This window comes from Caballeronia sp. M23-90 (assembly GCF_053574605.1).
On sequence record NZ_JBSIPA010000009.1, the window covers coordinates 24,527 to 43,145 of the forward strand.

Sequence of the window (18,619 nt, forward strand, 5' to 3'; positions counted from 1 at the left end):
AACGTGACTGCGCTGGAAAAGGGAAAGGTTAAGGTGCCAACGAGGCACGGATTGGCCGCAACCCTGAACACTGCCGCGGATGCCGCCGTACTTCCGTGTGATGGCGCACAATGGGCCAAACGCTTGCGCTAGTCGTCGAATGCTGCCGATAACTCGCTCGCCCGCCACTCCCAGTTGCGGTGGATGCTCGTCTAGCCTTGACGGCGTCACTCCCGATGGTCAGAGCACGACGCTGCGAGACAAGCCGCGCGTGGTGCTCAATATTATTTTCCGGCTGCCTGCCAGACTAAGCCTACAAGCTGATTGCCATTGCCAACAAAGCGATAGCTCGAATCATAGGTCCGGTCACTTTGAGGGTCGTAATTTCCAACCTGGTGAAAATGCGCATCGTAGCCTCGCTGCTTTCCGCTCGAATCTGTGTCTATGCTGCCAATGGTGCGAAAGCTCTTGTCGCGGATATATTCTTTGCTCACGTTGATCTTCTCCCGTTCGTAGTTGGTTGACGCAGCGCGCGCATAGCCGTACAACAACTCAAGCGATGCGACCGCAGGATAGATAATTCGTTTCATTCGTGATGTCCTGAGTGGACAAGAACTAATAAACAGCATGTATGAGACAGAGCATGTCTCATACCTCAAGATTGTCATTTAATCACTCATGAGGTGCCACTCAGAGTCGTGCGTCGATCGCCGCAAGCACTTCAAGGGCGCCGCCGGCTATGCCAATGCCAAGTTGCGGGTCGATTGCGTTTTCGCGCGGGTTGATGCGAACGACACGCGGGCCGTTGCGCTCGCTGTAACGTCGGACCGTCGGAAGCGCTTTTCCAGCCCCCAGCTCGATGACGACCCTGCGACTCGAACCAGGCAGCCACGCTCTTAACTTCGCAAGTTGAACTTCGGAGTATTTGTCGACCCACGCTGAGTCCCAAAACATCAAAATGTTTGGCCGTGCCATCCGGCCGCAATGAAAACACCGAGGCATTTCGTTTGCCAGCCGTCCCGTATCCGAGACAACCTGAGGTACAAACGCGTCGGCTGGCCATGCGGTCTGCTGGCACGGCAATGCGCATTGAAGTGAATGGATCGTGCCATGCACCTCGGCGACTCGCGATGGCGGAAACCCAGCCTTCTGGAACTGTCCGTCTACGTTGCTCGTGAATACAAACGCGCCCCGTTCCATGTGCTCCACCCAACGCAGCATAATGTTGAACCCCTCGTGAGGTACAGTTTCACGGTACAAGCCAAGCCGATGCCCGTAAAAACCCCAGGCGCGCGTTGGGTCTGCCGAGAATTGACTTGGATTTGCCATCTCCTCAAAAGACAGCTTTTCATGCGCGAGAGACGGATACGCACGCCAGAAACCCTCCGGACCTCGAAAATCGGGCAAGCCGGAGTCAACACCCATGCCGGCGCCCGCTGTTATGAGCAAGCCATCTGCTTCTCGCACCCACTGCGCAGCCTGTTCGATTTTCTCGTCAAATGTCATGCACGGCTCCCGCGGTTGTTGCTCCTCAGCTCGCGACGGCGAACCTCAAGCCGAAATGGATGGGCCCCGCATCATGACGGAGCCCGGTTTACCACTCGTGCCTCTGCGGGCACGTCTTCTCCCAGCTTCACCCCCGTAAATCTTCGGCGTTTTTTGCTTGTTCTCGTTTTAACCTCTAGGTTAAATGTCGAAAGAGACAAATTGCGTCTGATGCAAGAACAGTCCTTCAGAATCCTTCGGCATGCCGCTCCCAGAATCCTGGCTCGTCATGATGTGCGTTCTTCATGGCCATACCGAGCGAAACAATCCAGAATTTCACGTCGTCGAATCGGCAAGTTCCATCAGGACGCTCCAGGAACTCCTGTACGTCTTGATACGTCGGGTTGCTTAGGTCGTAAGGAATGTCAACATAGACTTGGCCTTCATATGAGCTCCACCCGTTCTCTCGCGCAATTCCGCCACACATTGTCCAAGGTACGGCATTGGCATCGAACCATTCAAGGATACGAGTTCTGCTTTCGATGTCTTCGTAACGCACGGAAGCCTCAAGCGGCGTCTTCGGCCGTTTCGTCTTCGCGAATTCCAAAAAAAGCACGTCACGTTTTTTCTTTCGAGCTATCGCGTCGATATATTCAAGCAGTAATGGCATAGCACACCTCGGATAATTAGCTTAGTTCCGAGCGTAACGCGCGGTAGGGACAAAGGGTGTCTCACAAAAAGTCTTTCTATTTAAGACACTTTTTGTCTCAAACATGCCTTAGAATACAGCACAGGGGATGTCCCGGGATAACGTAAAGAGACCGACGAAATGGCAACAAATGGCGCATTGGATGAAGCAATTCTGGCTGTCCTTCCAGACGAAAACAGTCCCGAACCCTTCATGACGACCCCCGTTATCACAAGCCGGCTCAAGAGCGCAGGTCATAAGGGCCTTTACACAAAAAAAGTCCAGCGGCATCTCGAGAAACTCGAGTCGGACGATATGTATGTGATATCGCGATCAAGAGGACGCGCGTTGGAGTGGCAACGCAAGAAATCCTTGTGGGGGGGCGCCGGTACTTTGATGACTGGCTCGCAAGCGGTCGCTTTCACGCTGCTGGGCCGTTATATCCGCAACAAACTTCCGGACGTGCTTTCAGGCGACATCGAGCCTCTCTTTGCTGCGGCGGAACTGCGCCTGTCCCAGCAACGGCCGGATAACCATAATTTTCGCAGTTGGGTTGATAAAACCGCATGGGTGGACGGCGCCTTCGAACTGTCTCGTCCAAAGCCGAATCCAAAAGTTTTGCATACGGTTTCGACGGCAACCTTCTACGAGCGCGAGCTGATGGTGACGTATCGTCCCGCCTACAAAGGGCAGAAAGAGGACGGTCCGCCGCGCCGGCTCTGTCCTCTCGCGCTCGTTGAGTCGGCAGGCGTGATGTACATGGTGGCACAAGACCCCACCCGCCCGCCGCGGCCCGAGGAGAATAAGCCAGATTGGTTGCGCACCTTGTTCCGGCTCGACAGAATCAGCAAAGTCGAGGACACGCTGGTGTCCTTCAATTACCCGAAGGACTTCAAGCTCAATGAGTTCATCGGCAAGCAAAAGATGTTTGATTTCGTCACAGAACCTCCGGTCACGCTCGAACTGGCATTTTTTGGAAACGCCGGTGAGCATCTTAAGGAGTCACCCATGGCTAAAGACCAGACGGTTGCCGTGCTGCCGGACGGCCGGCTGTTGGTCTCGGGTACGGTTGTTCCAAGCCTCAAGCTGCGGTGGTGGATTCGCTCGATCGGTGTCGACGTTGAAGTGCTGGCGCCAAAATCGCTTCGCGATGAATTCGCCGCAAATTATAAGGCGCTCGCAAAGCTTTACAAATAGTGTGACCAGTCCCGAAGCTAATTGTCTCGTACTCTCGCCACGATTGCGTTTTGTGACCCTGGAGTTCGAAACGCTGTCAGGCGTTCATCCGAGATTTGGATTTGTTGCGCAGGCAGTGCAATTTCGTGACTAAACATCGCGACCAGCCACCGCGTTAATGGCGTCCACATTTTTTTCGCGACCTTTCAGCCTCTCAAGGTAAGCCACTTCTTGCTCAATGCCGCGGGCCTGGACCAGGGCCAGTTGTTCATCCTCCGTATTGCGTGGCAGTTGAGAATCCAGATTGATGAACTCCAGCGTTGTGCGGTGAGCGCACTCTAGAAGGACACTAGGTCGGACGCCAAGTAGATTCGTTCTACGTCCCGCTGCTGCATTTTATTCTCCCGTTCTCTTCACTGCGGGCCATCGCGTCGCTCACGGCTCCAATATCGGCAAGGCGCTCTAAATCTTCAGCTTCAGGAGAGCTCCAACTTGTCCCCAGTCGACCGCAAGGACAGGCACCTCCTGCACTCCCGCCTGTTCGTAGGCAAGCAGCAGGCCGTCGGATCGATCGCCATAGAGACCGTCGCCCGCTGGCGCGATGAGTATCGGAACATTATTTTTCGCAAGTATTGCGGACACTTGCGCGTATGTTGCGTCAGTGCGTCCATAAGTCTGTTCACCAACAGCATTGCGGACATTGGCGGTTGGCACGCTAACCATGACAGCGCGCACCTCATCAGCATCAGCATCTTCGAGATACAGGTTGTTCGCTCGCCACCAAAGCGAGTTACCGTCATCGATTTCCTGACGGATTGCATCAAGCGCTACCCCGGGCAGATACTTTAGGGGAACGACTGCTTCTTCGTCCAGTAACCATTGCGGAGCATATTCGGCAAGCCATACGGACACTGGATCCGCACGGATATCCCGGACGCCGCGCCGCTCGCAATAAGCGGCATGCGCACAGGTATCACACATCGGGTCATCGAACGTGCAAATGGAAATGCTCGGAAACGCAAATCTTTTGTCCGTCATACGTGACCAGCTGAAGTTGGAGCAGAGGACGTGGTCGATGTAAGCAAACGTGTGACCGGTCTCCGACGCCAGCGACTGGCAAACCTGAATGGTAGCTTCGCGCGCTTTGTCGGTGGGCGAGTGGTTTGCGCAACACCCATCAACGACCCCAACTGTCTGGAGCAGTGCGATGCTCGGCGGCCGAACGGCACGACGAAGGCCCATGATGTCCATGAAGCGGTCGACGCTACCGTCCTCAATGCCATCGAATACATGCTTTAGCCACGCCCGCAAAACAGGTTGTGGCCGATACCCTTCGAGCTGAACGTACTGAGAGACGATGGCATGAAACGACGGTCCGCGCCCGGAGTTGACCAGGTCATGAAAAATGGCCGCGAACCGCACTGCCTTTCGCAGACTCCGTTGGAACCGCAAGGGTATGCGAGCGGCTCTGCATAACGCTCGAATGTCGGATTTTGAGTAACCGCGCACCTCGGCAGCGGTGCTCAACATCGGCAGCAGTTTTTTGATTCGTTCGCGATGCACTCGCAAGGTCCAATCCATTCCGAGTTGCGGTGTCTCCGGTTGGCGCTGCATGACGGGGTCTTGCAGTGCAGTCGAGCGCATCAGCGATTCGAAATACTCACCGTTGCTGACCTCATCCAGAGAGATTGCGAAGTCAATAGCCTCCTGCGTCGCAAACTTACGAAAATTTTGTTCGGCTCCACGCAGCACTTCCAACAACGTAGGTTTCATCTAGATCTCTAGATAGGGGCTTGATCGCGAATTGACGCACTTCTTTGTGCCGATGAAATAAATGCTAAAAGCTTGCCATCAGACGGTTGCAATCAGCGCGCGATGGAACCCCCGAACGACAGCATCGATGTTCGGCCGAGCTCCAGAGTGCGCATAGTGCAAAGCGAACACTTCTGAAGACATCTGTCCGAACGCCAGATTCCAGCTCCTAAGGGTTCCAAAACCACTTTCGCTTTTGATCTGATTTGCTGATAAAACCGTATCAATGAAGCCGGCGACCAGCGCAAACAATGACGTAGGGCCGATGTGGTAGGGCCTTTCTGGCAAATATTCCCATGTGCCTTGAAGTCCAGATTTGAGCACGCTGCTATTGTGTGCAGGTGCATGAAGTTCATTGCGCCCGTCGTGGTGTTTATGATTATTCAACCAGTCCACTATTGAGACGAGTCCCTCATCGGTGGCGCCAAGGCGAATAAAACCACTAAGTGTGGTCGCTTCTACCACCGCTTGGCCGTAGACAGATTTACCTGGACCGCACGACAAAAATCCTTCCGAATTCATAAAAGCCGTCGGCACATGACCGGCGAAAATAGCGAATGTTGGCATCAGGGTAACTTCAAAGGATGAAAGCTCAAGCGTAACGGCGGCTTGAGACATTCCGCGTCCTCACGGCTGCTCGGCCTGTCGTTCTGCTACGTCTCTCTTTATTTCCTGCTCCGCACCAAAGAAGTTACATGCATCATAGCTTGGGTGTTCGTGCGAAAAACGAACGACATATGTTCATAGCTACCTATTCCGCGGGGTTCCGTCAAATCGGTTGCGCGATGCATTGATGGCACAAGACGCGTATGTGCGGCCGTACTCTAGTCAAAGTTCCGGCTTTTCCGCATAGCTCGCAAGTCACCCTGCTTTGGTCGTATGCGTCTTTTAAGAGATCCCAAATCGGGTAGGGTTTTTCCCGGTCGAAGTACACCCTCAATGCACCAAATTTTTCTTTTACCTGGATGACGGCGAACGGGTCGCCCGGCATTGAGCGAGCGACTTTCTCAAGGTCTGTGGATAGGTCACGCAGCAGAACGCCCCAGCCCGACTCGCACTCGAAACGCTCGCCCGACGGGAGACGTGGTTCGAGCTTTCGATAAATGACAGGATGGTCGCTGATGATGCACTTTTCAGTTTCGAGGTCCACGGGTTGCTCCCTTGTTTCGGTCGGCTCGGCCAGCGTTATCGGCTTCGGATTAGACGATATCCAGGACACGGGACAAACAATGTCGCAAATCCGTCGGTTAGCAGATATTTCTTCGCGAGACAGATTTCGAGCCAATCCAAAGATTCACACGTGTCGCTCATTCGTTTTTTCGATCAAAGCGGCTAAAGAGAGAAGATGACTGCAAGCAGTAGTGTGTCATTCATTTATAGGTCCATGCATTGCGATCTCGCGTCGTAACGCCCCGCACTGCGTGCCAAGGCTCGGGTCCGCTGCAACGGCAACCCACGCGCTTTGCCCGCACGGGTCTGGTCATTGTTCCGCTTTCAGCGTTGCGGAAATGATGCACGGACCGGCTTCCAGGTCGTTCAGGTTGGTCCATTCGAGCTTGCATTCCTTGCCCGTTCCACGAACAATCGCGCACTGCAAGCGAAAGCTCGGGTCGGCAAAACGTCGCAACGGAAGTGGGCCGTAATTGCCCCATTGCACCTCGTTTTGAGGACTGCGTCCGACCGTCAGCAAGACGGCATTCGGAAGCACGCTCACGTCGCAGGTGGCAAGAATCCACCAGAGCCCTTCCGGGACAGCGGCAATAATTGGTGCATTCGTACATTCCGGAAGAAGGTGCGCGAGTTCGACGCCGACCCAGCCTTCTCTCAAGCTCAGAAGTTCCATACGCATGGTTGGGCGGTAGGGCGCTACGGAACAACGACGCGTACGATGGACGATAGGAACCCTCTCTAGACGCTTCAATGCGGAGGCGGGCCAATCGTCCATTCGCAACAGTGCGGGCTTGATAAATCGAATAGCCTTGGACACGTTGCTTATCCAGCGCAAGGTCACGAGGCCATCGGCTGAAACGTACACCTCTTTTGTACAAGTCCCAAGCTCTTGTTTGACGATGAACAGTGGGCGGCCGTCGTACCGACCCCACGATATTCCTGCTTGCCGGCGCTTCCACGCCTTTGCCCATGCGAGCCATTCGTCGCTTAACTGCTCCCGAAGAGCCGACTCGCCGTAGCCCCGGTCCTTTACGCCGCCAAACGGGATCGCCAGCAGTAATTCTCCTTGCAGAGCAAAGTCAGACCAAGAGCCGCCCAAGCCGTGCACGCCGGGGTAGGTCTGAGCTTCGCGTTGTATCCGCGCAAAGATATCAAGCGACTCCATGGAGAGCGCCATCATCAGCGGGTGCCCACACCAGTTCGCGACGTCATGACTTACCTCGAGATAGAGCGTGTTTTCACGAGGTTCAAGGTTTTTCTCATCGATGAAAAACGTGTCGCCCATATTGCGTCTTTATCCAATCAATGTCGGTTTAGCAAGATAGCGCCAGCATGCTTGAAAGCGGAGCAGCAACATTCAACGTTGAATCGGCAAACTTCGGAGACAACGCAAAGAGTGCATGTTACGAAAGTCCGCAAAAGTTCATGTTGAGCGTGCCATCAGACACCTTGCGTCCCAATAAAGCGGCTGAAAAGAATGAACGGTTCGGCTGCCAGTGCTTGGCCCGGCACCCGTTCGAGGTGCGCCAGCGAATGGTATTCGCCGAGCGCCAGCATCATGGGTTTGCAGATCGGGGACATGCTCTTCGCGGGCATTCCCCTGCCGAACATACCGTCACCGCGAAAGAGCTCCTTTTTCCCGCAGCGACCTAAATTTCGACGCTATTTTCGGAACGACAACACTTTCATAAAGTTGGGTCCTTCTTTTTTTGGTCTTAAGTGCGGCGGTTTAGTTCGTCTGGAAGCAAGCCCTTCACGGCATCGGCAGAATATTTCTTGAATTGTTCCCAGAGCTCGCTGCTCTGCCGATGAGGGTCAATGAGCACCCAATCTCTCGCGTCGAAGGGTGCTGACAGAGTTTCGCAGAATTCGTTGTCGTGCATAAGTGCGGTCGCTATAAGGGAGGGAAACACAATGCTACATCAACGTCATCAGCTAAACCGAGGGTTGTTTGTCCTGGTAAATCGCCCTTCTATCAAATTCTGCATCCGGGCTGTTGGTAGCACCTGTCTCGGCATAGGGTGAGGTCATTAGTGAAACCTAAGGCCCCGAGGGAATTTTTTTACGTTCGAGACGTTACGTTAGCGCGGGCTCGATCTACCAAAATCGAATAGTCACGCTGGCGGCTCGCATCCACCGACAAAAAACGGTTTCCACATACCCTCGATCAAAAACGGACATCCATCATTGTTCGTCAACGACGGCTGCATTTTCTTAATCGTGCTCAACCGGTAACTCGAACATGGCGCGGGCCGTGGCACCCCACGTAACGAGTCATTCCGTATCCAGCTGCCGATCCAATTGCGACACCAACTCCAAACGGGATGGCCCTCGTCAGAGCAGGCTTGTTAAAGGATAATCCGATCGGTTCGAATAGCTGCTTGATGGTCCGGAGAACAGTACCCTTTAGGTATTTGTTCACCATAGCCACACCAGCTCTTGACGCGATCCTGGTTCCTTGAACAGTCGCGGTCTCCTCTATGCATCGTGTTCGGTTGTTCATCAGGATCAGGTCGTGCGCGCGCAAGGTTTCACGCGGCATTTCGACGAAGCCTTCCTACGCAAAGTTCTCGCCATACAGATCTGAACCGCCCGGCTTAAGCCCCCCACGTGCGCGAGTAGGCGCTAAGCGTGACGCCGTGCTCGACGATATAGGCGCGCACCAACGCGTAGCAGTCGCAAACACCGTGCACAAAGGGACAAGCCCGCAGCGGAGCCTTGAAACCGTTCGGGCGCGTGATGCTATAGGTGCCTACCAGCACGTTCACGATGCGTCACGGCAGGCCCGTGCGTTCGACGCCGCGCGGTCTGCAAGAAAAGGCTCGGGGGACTGGTACAGATGCTAATGGGCGAGGTAAGTTTCTGATACGATCGTGCGCGCAACGCCATTTACAGAAAACTTACATTTAGACATGGCTAATCTAAAAATCTTCGTCTCGTCCACTTGCTACGATCTTCAGGCAGTACGAGGTCAACTCCGCGCCGTGCTGACGAGCATTGGATATGAACCGGTCATGAGCGACCACTCGGACGTGATTTACGACCCTCGGGCACATACTCACGCAAGCTGCCTGCGCGAAGTGCAGAATTGCGACATGCTTGTGTTACTTCTCGGGTCTCGGTTTGGGGGAACCATTGTGCCGAAAGCCTTAGAAGCGATCGACCTTACCGCATTGAGTGAGTTAAGTCGGGCAGACCGTTTTCTGGATGAAAACAGTAAGCTTTCGATTACGCAGGCTGAAGTGCTACAAGCGATACAATTCGGTATCCCGGTTTTTGCGTTCGTCGACGCAGGCGTGATGCGCGACTACTTAACCCACGAGAAGAACAAAAAGAAGGCGATTATCAACGAGATTAAATTCTCTTCGATTGACAAACAAGAGACGGCCTCCTACATCTTCGAGTTTATTAACTTTCTAAGACTGCGAAGCGAGAACAACAGCGTTTATGAGTTCGCGCGGTTCGAAGATATAGATCACCAACTGAAGAAGCAATGGAGCGGACTTTTTCAGCGCCTACTTCTCGAACAGCGTACCAAAGCGAACGAAAGCCGCCGAATTGAAAACCTAAGCAGCCAAATTGCCGATCTGAAGGCGGCGGTGCTCGGGTCTATATCAAACACTGAACTCAAGGAAACAGCTAAAGGAGCGATTCGGTTTCGACAGTTGATCGAGTTTGTTGGCGGACTTGTCCGCGAGCCCGAGAAAGTAAAGGGCGTGCTGCAATCTGATCTTAGTTGGGACGATCTATTCGAAAGGTTAAACATTGCGGAGATGCGGGCGGAGCGTGGGAAATACGGATCGGTAAGAACCGTCATCTTGTTGAAGGACGCAACGTTTTTCCGCACCCGCTTACCGCTGAGCATGATCTCGCGCGTTGCATCGGAGTGGAACGTGTTCATCGGCATCAAGGTCGAAGCAAAGCAAGCAATTATAGATGCCGTTCTTGACAGCCGTGAAGGCCGCGTCTCGACTTTGATCCGTCATGTTATCGAACCATACGTGGAAGATTTTCAGGTCAGTGTAGACGACGAGTTTGAAGATCGACTCCCACCTGCCCAGATATTGCTAACGGAAGAGAAGGTCATCGAGGATTCATTAAAGAAGTTTCTGGTTGGCGGTGCGGCGTTTCGCAATATGCGGTTTATGGTGGAAGTCAAGGATCACAAAGTCGGCATAGAGTTGCTTCCAAGAGTCGGTGGTCAATCCTTAACGTTCAGTTACACCTACGACACTCCCGCGAATCACGATCTGTCGGCTTTGATCGAGCACCTCAAAGCAAGCATTGCTCATGACGTCGCTTCTGGCGGTAAGCCGAAAGAGACGCCTGACAGCTGGTCAGCGGCCTGAACGGTAAGGCGCAACCGTTTCACGATGTAGACAACAACACTGATCAACTCCACCGGGTGATGACAATGAGCCTTAGCGATCAACTTGAAGCCCATCTTAAAAAGTTTGTGTCTCCACCGTATCTCTTTGTTGGATCGGGGATCGCTCGGCGCTATGTTGGTATTGCAGACTGGGCAGGCCTACTTGAAAAGCTATGCGATTTGCACGATCTAGACTACGGCTTCCTGAGCACCAGTGCCAAAGGAGACCTGCCTGAACTTGCAAGTGGGATGGCCCGTGAACTGCATCCGCGCTGGTTTAAAGAAAAAAAATATAAGGAATCTCGTGAGCAGTTTAAGAAAAACGCTATAAACGACGAATCGGCACTCAAGTTCGAGATCGCCAAATATATCGTTGGCAGCGCGGCAGTAACAACAGATGCAAATTTACTTAGCGAATTAGAACTGTTCAAGAAGGTCGTTGTCGACGGCATCGTGACGACGAACTGGGACGGTTTGCTCGAGGGACTATTTCCCGACTATGCCGTTTATGTTGGGCAGGAAGCGCTCCTGTTCGCACAAATCCAAGGGATCGGAGAGATTTATAAGATACACGGCTCATACGACGACCCGAATTCGCTTGTACTTACCTCATCCGACTACGGTGAGTTTCATCGCAAAAATCCTTATCTGGCGTCTAAGTTGCTTACTTTCTTCGTGGAGAACCCGATCGTGTTCCTCGGTTACTCACTCACGGACAAAAATATTCTTGACATCATCCATTCGGTGCTCGACTGCTTGTCTCCGGAAAACGTTGACAAACTCGCCGATCGCTTAGTCTTCGTGCAATGGGACCGGCACGGAGGGGATGATCGTTTCGAGCGGACCATATTGTCGAAAGATGGCCGTACGCTACCCGTCTATCAGGTAACAACTAGTTCGATGTCATCGGTGCTTGAGGCTCTCACTAGAATCCAACGGAAAATTCCGGCGAAGGTCCTACGTATGCTAAAAAAGCAGGTGTTCGACCTAGTCCATACAACGGTAACTAGCGAGCGCATTTATGTGCAGGACATCAACGAAACCACAGACCTAAGTAAGCTTGAATTTGCGATTGGCGTTGGTATCCAAGAGCGGCTGCGAGAGAAAGGCTACACAGCATTGGGACGACTGGACATCATTCACGACGTCTTATTTAACCAAGGTGGGTACCGGGCGGATTTGATCGTTCGCGACACGCTGCCTGAACAGTTGAAGAAAACGTACCTTGTACCGGTCTTTAAATATCTTCGAGATGCTTCGGCGACGCCAGGATGGGATCAGAAGCTACTCAATGATCGTGTCGTCACTGCGAGCGCAGCAACTCTTGAAAGCTTCCGCCCAAAAGGGCTTGGCAAAAAGACGGCGGCCGCAATCGCTGCTTACGAGAAAGACTTCGCTAGCTATGCAAAGCAAAATGATGTGGAAAGCGTTATCAACTATGCGGGAAGACTACCCGAAGCGTCCCTCAAAGTTGATCAGCTTCATCAGTTTCTCGTCGACAACATCGAGCAAGCGAGCAGCGCAAAGAATAACGTAACGACGAATTTTTTCAAGCTGGTTTGTATCTACGATCTGCTGCAATTCAAGCAACTTTGACAAACGCGGATACGCAACTTTCTTGGCCGCCTAGTCGGTTCAGGAAGGCGTCGGCACGGCATATCGTAGAGAGCGCTCACGCTGGCGCGTCGCTCCTTCCGTACCGCAGTTTCACACGAACAAGGTATGGCGAAAGCAAAACGGCCCGTTTTCTCGCGAAGTCAGGATGCCGTTGAACCGTCGAACAAAGCTCGGAGCGCGCCAGAAAACCCGTTGCGGAAATGGGAGCGAAGTGTCAGGCTAGATAGGAACAGTAGTCGGCTCATGGCCACTCGGATAGCCTGCACGGTTCCATTTGCTTTCACATTTTGGCAATTCCAGTGACCGCTTTCGGTGTGCTACCGACGCTCGAATGTCCAACCACGCCATCAAGTGAACGTCGCTTCTTGGCCGGTTTCTGTCTGACGCTGCGGGGGCTTACCTTCGCCCAAAGGCCCAATTGCCTACGCAACTGTGCGGCTCGTCTTTTAGCGCATCGCACATTCGCGGGATCCAATCCTTGGTGAGTTCCGGGCGTTAACGAGATTGGACCGGGCGGCGGCCGAGTCAGCAACGAGATGGGTTCCATGCATCGTTTGCGGTCTTCAACACTTCCATCTCGTGGATTAATGCTTGCCGTCCACAACGTAACGAGACGGTACCAGATAATCCATCCCCTCCGCCTATGTGATTTGTCTTTTAGCGAATCGCGCCTGCTGCATGACTTCCGCCAATCAACTGCTGCTCTTACGCGGCATTCGCTTTATTGGCTTTATTGACTATCCTTCCCTCGTCTTCGAACCGCACATCATCCGCCATCGTCTTCGTCCCGCGAAGCGCCGCGGTGAGCTCGGACGGTTTCACTGCGTTGAGAACCATAAAGCTCTTCAGCGCCGCCTTAGCGTCGATCTCGAAGCACCGCTTTCCGGAAATCGTCGATTTCTCATCGTCGGCCTCGATCCTGGCGATCTCGTCTGCGAGCGGGTGGGCCTGTCTCTTGAAAATGGTACGGAGGCGCGCGTCGACCATCACCCGGTCCATGCTCCAAGATGTGCGGTTGGAAAGCGCGTTTTCGCCGGCGAGCACGCTATCAGCGACGACTCCGAGACCCATCGCTCTAAGCTTTGCAAGGTCAGCGCGAAGGCTTTCCGTGTTGACGCGGGCTGTGCCGCGTTCGAGCCGCAGCTCGATCCGGTTCGCGTTCACGCCACTCTCTCGCAGCGCCAGCGTCAGTGTCTCGGCGAAGTCGCTGGTCAGGAGCTGCTTTGGATAAAGGGGCATGCAAACGGTCATCTCGGGCAGGCGCGCGGCGAGCTTGCAGGCCTCGCGCGCGAACCAGTCCCCGAGTGGAACGACGAGACCGCTTTGTTCCGCGACGCGCAGATAGGTTTCCGTACCTAGCCGGCCAAGCGTCGGGTGGTTCCACCAGGGTCGGACTTCGACAGCGATTGCGTTCGTTGCTGAGACGCGCACGCTGCAGGCAAGATCGAACTCACGCGCTTTGATCGCGATAAGCATGTCGTGCGCCAAATGCCGCTCAGTCTCGGCGGAAGTTTCCGCATCCTCAGTGTAGAAGGTAAAGGTGCCGCGCTGTTTGCCCTTGGAACGATAGAGCGCAACGTCGGCGAAGCGGAAAAGCTCGTCTTCCTCCAGTGTATCTTGCGGCGTCAACGCGATACCGATCGAAAGGCCGACCTCAAGCCACCGCTCGCCATGCGCGATCGGCTGCGACACGGCATCGATGAGGCGTTCCGCAAGTTCGACGACCTGCGCCCGCGAAAGGTTTGAGGCTGCGACGACGAATTCGTCGCCTCCGATCCGCGCGGCGAGTTGGCCGTCTGTCAACTCACCCGTCAGGCGGGCGGCAACGGTACGCAGCACGACGTCGCCGATATCATGGCCGAATGTGTCGTTGATCGGCTTGAAGTGATCGAGATCAAGATAGAAGAGCGCGAGCTCGCTGTCGGTTGCCGAAAGCACCCGACGCATGAACTTGCGCAGGCCAAGCCGGTTTGGAAGGCCCGTCGCCGGGTCGTGCTGGACTTCTTTCTGAGCGCGTGAGAGATCGGCGGCAAGCGAAACGTCGGCAGTGATGTCGGCGGCGATCTTGACGATCTTGAAGGGCTTGCCGTTCAAATCGTAGATTGGGTTGTAGGACGCCTGGATCCAGATCTCCGACCCGTTCGCGGCGATGCGTTTGAACTTCGAGGACAGAAACTTGCCCTTGCGCAGTTCGCTCCAAAAGCGCGCGTAGTCGGCGTGCGCAGCGGTTTCCTTATCGACGAACATGCGATGGTGCCGCCCGACAATCTTTGGGAGCGCGTAACCCATCAGGGTGAGGAAGTTGTCGTTCGCCTCCAGCACATTGCCGTCCATGTCGAACGAGACGACGCTCTGCGACTTGTTGATCGCAGCGATCTGCCCTTCGTAATCACCTTGTCGCAACTTCTGCTCAGTAACATCGACGGCGTTCTTGACGACCTTGAAGGGACGCCCGTTCATGTCGAGAATCGGATTGTAGGAAGCTTGCAGCCAGATCTCCCGACCATCGCGGCCGAGGCGCTTGAACTCGCCTGCCTGATACTGACCCGCAGCGAGCGCCTGCCAGAACTTCTCGTAGGCTTCACTTTCGCGTTCCTCGGGCGAAACGAACATGGAATGATGGCGACCAATGACCTGGGACAGCCGATAGCCCGTCCGGTCGAGGAAGTTGTCGTTGGCGTCGAGAATCGTGCCGTCGATGGTAAAGGCGACGACGCTCTGCGACTTGTGGATCGCGGCGATCTGGCCCTGATGGTCTGCCTGACGAAGCTTCTCGCGCGTAACCACCGTTGCGTATTTAACAATCTTGAAGGGGCGGCCCTCCTGATCGAGCACCGGACTGTAAATCGCCTGTAGCCAGATGTCGCGCTTGTCGCGGCCAATCCGCCGGAATTCGCCACTGCGATGACGACCGGCGACCAGATCGCTCCAGAAAATTTCGTAGTCGAGGCTGTGCGCGTAAGCAGGATCGACGAACATGCGGTGATGGCGGCCCTCGAGTTCCTCCATCGTATAGCCAACCGCTTCGAGGAAGTTGCGGTTGGCATCGAGAATCGTGCCGTCGGGCGCGAAGGTCACAATGCATTGCGACTTGTCAATCGCGGCGATCTGGCCTTCGAAATCGGCGTTCTGCTGCTTCTCGAGCGTGACGTCGACGGCATATTTGACGATCTTGAACGGGCGGCCTTCGAGGTCGAAAATAGGGTTGTAAGTTGCACGCAGCCAGACGGCCTTCCCGTCCTTGCCGAATCGTCGGTATTCGCCAGAAGCATGCGAACCCTGCCGCAAACGTTCCCAAAATGCAGCGTAGGACAGGTCGACTGCCTCGTCGGCGGCGACGAACATCCGATGATGCTTGCCGACGATTTCATCGAGCCGGTAGCCGGTCGCGTCCAAAAACTTCTCGTTGGCGTGAAGGATAGTGCCGTCCATGTCAAAGTGGATGACGGCCTGCGAGGTGTTGATGGCGGCGATCTGACCGGCTTCATCGGCAGCCGACATCAAGCGGTCGGTGACGTCGCGCACCAGCATGACGATCTCGCTGACCGCGCCGTCCTCACCTGCGATCGGTATGCAGGACACCTCGGTCCAGAAGGAACTGCCATCGCGCTTTAATTGCCGCATCTCGCCAAAGAAGGCTTCGGCGGTTGCAAGGACAGTGTCGATCTCGTCCAACGCGCTTGTACCCAATGCGAGCGGCCTGAAGATGCTGCGATTGCGCCCGATAAGTTCCCAACCCTTATAGTTGAAGAGTTCCAAGAAGCGCTCGTTAACACGAAGGATGCTGCCGTCGGGCGCGAAGGCAATCCGCCCCATGCTTCTTTCCAGAGCTTGCGCATCGGCCAGAGTAAAAGATAAGTTCATCGGATCGATCAGCATTGTCTCCGCCAGTAAGAGTTGCGGCAATATGCGCAGATGGCAGAAAAAGGAAGTTAGCTCAAGGATTGAAAACGATGGCCGCTCAACCTCTCTCTCAGCGCAGATTCTTGGTTAACGACACTGATTGGAAAAAATATAGGTAGACCCTGTGGACGAACTTGGCCACGGTAGGTTCTACCGCAGCGCGACGGATGATGCGATGCTCCGCTTTGTCTTTTGCCTACGTAACAATAATGAAAGCGTTTGAGTTTTCCCTAGGCGTGCTCGATTCGGTCGTAGCTTTGCAAACAGCCTTTCCGAAAAAAGCAGCCTTGACCTGCTCACTCGTTTTATGCGGGATGACAAGGATAAGCCGCATGAACGTGCCGCCTGCCCGTCAGCCTCGCTAAGATAGCCTCAACACCGGCGGCCACTCGTGGTTCAACATCTGGGCAGAACCGAGCTGCATCTTCCTATGGACTATTCCGACTACTAAATTTCCTAAAGCTATCGCTTGGACCGAGATTTACTACGTTTAGCGTAATGTTTAGCTTCTTCAGTCTTTCGCTGGTTTACTTTGGCTCGGAGCGCCGACTCGCGCTCTGCTTTCGCTTTGGCGCTTTCGGGCTTACAGACCATGACTAGCACAACGATACAAAACGCACTAAAGATCAGCTTCCAAACAGCGCCGGCCGTGCTGTGATCATGGTCGATAACACTCCCGCCACGAGCGAACGCCTTGCACGAACAAGCGAGCAGAGCAAACAGGCAGCAGTAAATTCGAAATTTCATTAATAAGCGCCTTGCGGTGGGTAATGTGCCTGCACGCACAGAAATGCTGATTCAAAAGCTGCTACAAAAAATAGTATCTACGTAACCGATCATCAACGCGATTGAGCGAACGGTGTTGAGGCTAGCGGCACCGTATCATTAATTTTTGATCTCTCTGGTGGGGGCAAACTTTTGAGCCCTTGGCTGATATTCAAAGCCGTCGTCTCTGCAGCATCACTTACTCAGCCCTTTGATTGTGCGCTGGTGCTGCTCCACGAGATCATCGGGCATTTTCTTAATCGCCCCATCTCGCTTGATCAACAACTCGCCTCTTGCTTCATTGGGCGTGCATCCAAAACGCTCCTTGAACGCTCGGCTGAATGTCGAATCGCTCGCGAAACCTACTGTGTAAGCGATTTCCGCTACCCGCGCGCGGACGTGTTTCGGCGAGGTTAATCGCCTCAGCGCTTCATCCAGACGCTGATCTTTTATTCGTTTGGCCACTCCGCCCGCCTCGCCCGCTTCGGCGAACAACCCGTAAAGCGCGGTGCGAGATATCCCCAGTGCCTTGCAAAGAGCAGCAGGTCCCAAATCCGGATTTAGTAGATGCTGATCGATGTAGGAAGCCGCTTGCGCTCGGAGCATTGGAGCCAGGCGCGGGTCCCCCTGCGCAACCCTTTCTTGGGCTTTTGGCAACAGGCACGCGGCCAACAAGTCCAGCGTCCCATTAACGATGATCGGCATTTGCTCTTCGGTCATCGTCGCGGCAAGCCGCGCGAGGGCGTGCATGTGAGCGGCGAACAGTTCTCCAATTGCATCATTTGCCGCCCAACTCGCGCCGTGAATTTGCGAACCCTGCGGCAGCCGTCGATCAAGCGCCGAGCGCGCAACGCTCAGCGTGATCATCGGCGCGTCAATGGCAAAACCAATGTTTTCGACAGCGAGGTCCCGAATGGCGACGGAGTTCAACGGCACCCGTTGCTGCCCTTCCGCAAACTCAGAAGTGAGCTGCCCACCAACCAAGCAATGCACCAAGTATTGATTGATGCCTGACAGCGCGATTTTGCGCCGCGTGCGATGGAACTGCACCTCGCCCTGAGCGGCATGGCGGGTGAGCAAAATGGGCCCCAAGTTCCAAGTGTCGACGCTCGCCGAAAAGGAGACTTCCTTTGGTCGCTTGACGTCATACATCGGCCGTAGCGCTTCCCTCCAAATCTCCTCTGCGTCGTCCTCTTTGAACGACGAGCTTTCGAAACGAATGTGCTGCGGCATATTTTTTTCGGCCCTGAATTTTTACGAATGTTAGCCGGGTATCAAGACTACCGCAGCGCGCTTTCTTCCTGAACAGTCATGGATTGGCAAAAAAAACGGCTCTCCGGACAAATCGTCAATTTTTTCAGGATTTTTCGCCGTAAGACTTCGACGAGTCGTGCCGATGATTAAGCACATGAGACGCGGCATTGATTCGCCGTGTGCGTATTCCACGCAAAGTGAATGGCCATTCCACGGCAAAGTGAATCGTGATTCCAAGGCAAAGCGAACAGGAATTCCACGTCATCGCGAACAAACGGAGCGCAGCGACGCGGGGCCTTTGCTATTTACTTTGTTTGCGAGTTCGCGGTCAAGCTCCCGCGCGTTTTTCGCAACGATTCTCCTTCGAGGGTAATGCGATGTGCGTTGTGTACCAGGCGGTC

At 54.3% G+C, this 18,619-nt stretch carries 13 protein-coding genes; 3 read left to right on the top strand and 10 right to left on the bottom strand.

Going from position 1 to position 18,619, the window contains the following annotated elements; genetic code table 11:
* Window positions 1-263 precede the first annotated feature (263 nt).
* The 3 genes from ACRXB1_RS02195 to ACRXB1_RS02205 form a co-directional block, all read right to left on the bottom strand.
* The gene (locus ACRXB1_RS02195) at window positions 264-569 is read right to left on the bottom strand and encodes a hypothetical protein (RefSeq protein WP_449490944.1); all 306 of its coding nucleotides are present in this window, start codon (window positions 567-569) and stop codon (window positions 264-266) included.
* Between the two features lie 100 nt (window positions 570-669).
* A complete protein-coding gene (locus ACRXB1_RS02200; RefSeq protein WP_449490945.1) occupies window positions 670-1,485 on the bottom strand; it encodes an SIR2 family NAD-dependent protein deacylase in 816 nt (271 codons plus the stop codon).
* 226 nt (window positions 1,486-1,711) lie between these two features.
* A complete protein-coding gene (locus ACRXB1_RS02205; protein WP_449490946.1) occupies window positions 1,712-2,134 on the bottom strand; it encodes a hypothetical protein in 423 nt (140 codons plus the stop codon).
* Between the two features lie 159 nt (window positions 2,135-2,293).
* On the opposite strand from ACRXB1_RS02205, the gene ACRXB1_RS02210 reads away from it, so the two are divergent.
* Window positions 2,294-3,349: a helix-turn-helix transcriptional regulator gene (locus ACRXB1_RS02210; protein WP_449490947.1), complete on the top strand. Its 1,056-nt coding sequence runs from the start codon at window positions 2,294-2,296 to the stop codon at window positions 3,347-3,349.
* Window positions 3,350-3,790: 441 nt separating this feature from the next.
* Here ACRXB1_RS02210 and ACRXB1_RS02215 read toward each other — a convergent pair whose 3' ends face one another.
* The 5 genes from ACRXB1_RS02215 to ACRXB1_RS02235 all read right to left on the bottom strand — a co-directional run bounded on the left by ACRXB1_RS02215 (window position 3,791) and on the right by ACRXB1_RS02235 (window position 7,891).
* The gene (locus tag ACRXB1_RS02215; RefSeq protein WP_449490948.1) at window positions 3,791-5,101 is read right to left on the bottom strand and encodes a hypothetical protein; all 1,311 of its coding nucleotides are present in this window, start codon (window positions 5,099-5,101) and stop codon (window positions 3,791-3,793) included.
* A 78-nt stretch (window positions 5,102-5,179) separates the two neighbouring features.
* A complete protein-coding gene (locus tag ACRXB1_RS02220; protein WP_449490949.1) occupies window positions 5,180-5,758 on the bottom strand; it encodes a hypothetical protein in 579 nt (192 codons plus the stop codon).
* 151 nt (window positions 5,759-5,909) lie between these two features.
* Window positions 5,910-6,290, bottom strand: coding sequence for a hypothetical protein (locus tag ACRXB1_RS02225; RefSeq protein ID WP_449490950.1), 381 nt, complete (start codon window positions 6,288-6,290; stop codon window positions 5,910-5,912).
* 330 nt (window positions 6,291-6,620) lie between these two features.
* A complete protein-coding gene (locus ACRXB1_RS02230) occupies window positions 6,621-7,595 on the bottom strand; it encodes a hypothetical protein (protein ID WP_449490951.1) in 975 nt (324 codons plus the stop codon).
* 155 nt (window positions 7,596-7,750) lie between these two features.
* Window positions 7,751-7,891, bottom strand: coding sequence for a hypothetical protein (locus ACRXB1_RS02235; RefSeq protein WP_449490952.1), 141 nt, complete (start codon window positions 7,889-7,891; stop codon window positions 7,751-7,753).
* Between the two features lie 1,292 nt (window positions 7,892-9,183).
* Here ACRXB1_RS02235 and ACRXB1_RS02240 point away from each other — a divergent pair.
* Together ACRXB1_RS02240 and ACRXB1_RS02245 are read left to right on the top strand one after the other, a co-directional pair.
* On the top strand, window positions 9,184-10,659 hold the full coding sequence (locus tag ACRXB1_RS02240; RefSeq protein WP_449490953.1) for a DUF4062 domain-containing protein: 1,476 nt from the start codon (window positions 9,184-9,186) through the stop codon (window positions 10,657-10,659).
* 65 nt (window positions 10,660-10,724) lie between these two features.
* The gene (locus ACRXB1_RS02245; protein ID WP_449490954.1) at window positions 10,725-12,275 is read left to right on the top strand and encodes an SIR2 family protein; all 1,551 of its coding nucleotides are present in this window, start codon (window positions 10,725-10,727) and stop codon (window positions 12,273-12,275) included.
* A 726-nt stretch (window positions 12,276-13,001) separates the two neighbouring features.
* Here the strand turns inward: ACRXB1_RS02245 and ACRXB1_RS02250 are convergent.
* Both ACRXB1_RS02250 and ACRXB1_RS02255 read right to left on the bottom strand, forming a co-directional pair.
* The gene (locus ACRXB1_RS02250) at window positions 13,002-16,175 is read right to left on the bottom strand and encodes a PAS domain S-box protein (RefSeq protein WP_449490955.1); all 3,174 of its coding nucleotides are present in this window, start codon (window positions 16,173-16,175) and stop codon (window positions 13,002-13,004) included.
* A gap of 984 nt (window positions 16,176-17,159) precedes the next feature.
* Window positions 17,160-18,197, bottom strand: a complete 1,038-nt coding sequence (locus ACRXB1_RS02255) for a helix-turn-helix domain-containing protein (RefSeq protein WP_449490956.1) — start codon at window positions 18,195-18,197, stop codon at window positions 17,160-17,162.
* Window positions 18,198-18,619: the final 422 nt, after the last annotated feature.

Bases quoted from the DNA above. Each gene is read 5' to 3' on its own strand.
- ACRXB1_RS02195 (WP_449490944.1), bottom strand. From the start codon at position 569: ATGAAACGAATTATCTATCCTGCGGTCGCATCGCTTGAGTTGTTGTAC.
- ACRXB1_RS02200 (WP_449490945.1), bottom strand. From the start codon at position 1,485: ATGACATTTGACGAGAAAATCGAACAGGCTGCGCAGTGGGTGCGAGAA.
- ACRXB1_RS02205 (WP_449490946.1), bottom strand. From the start codon at position 2,134: ATGCCATTACTGCTTGAATATATCGACGCGATAGCTCGAAAGAAAAAA.
- ACRXB1_RS02210 (WP_449490947.1), top strand. From the start codon at position 2,294: ATGGCAACAAATGGCGCATTGGATGAAGCAATTCTGGCTGTCCTTCCA.
- ACRXB1_RS02215 (WP_449490948.1), bottom strand. From the start codon at position 5,101: ATGAAACCTACGTTGTTGGAAGTGCTGCGTGGAGCCGAACAAAATTTT.
- ACRXB1_RS02220 (WP_449490949.1), bottom strand. From the start codon at position 5,758: ATGTCTCAAGCCGCCGTTACGCTTGAGCTTTCATCCTTTGAAGTTACC.
- ACRXB1_RS02230 (WP_449490951.1), bottom strand. From the start codon at position 7,595: ATGGGCGACACGTTTTTCATCGATGAGAAAAACCTTGAACCTCGTGAA.
- ACRXB1_RS02235 (WP_449490952.1), bottom strand. From the start codon at position 7,891: ATGTCCCCGATCTGCAAACCCATGATGCTGGCGCTCGGCGAATACCAT.
- ACRXB1_RS02245 (WP_449490954.1), top strand. From the start codon at position 10,725: ATGAGCCTTAGCGATCAACTTGAAGCCCATCTTAAAAAGTTTGTGTCT.
- ACRXB1_RS02250 (WP_449490955.1), bottom strand. From the start codon at position 16,175: ATGCTGATCGATCCGATGAACTTATCTTTTACTCTGGCCGATGCGCAA.
- ACRXB1_RS02255 (WP_449490956.1), bottom strand. From the start codon at position 18,197: ATGCCGCAGCACATTCGTTTCGAAAGCTCGTCGTTCAAAGAGGACGAC.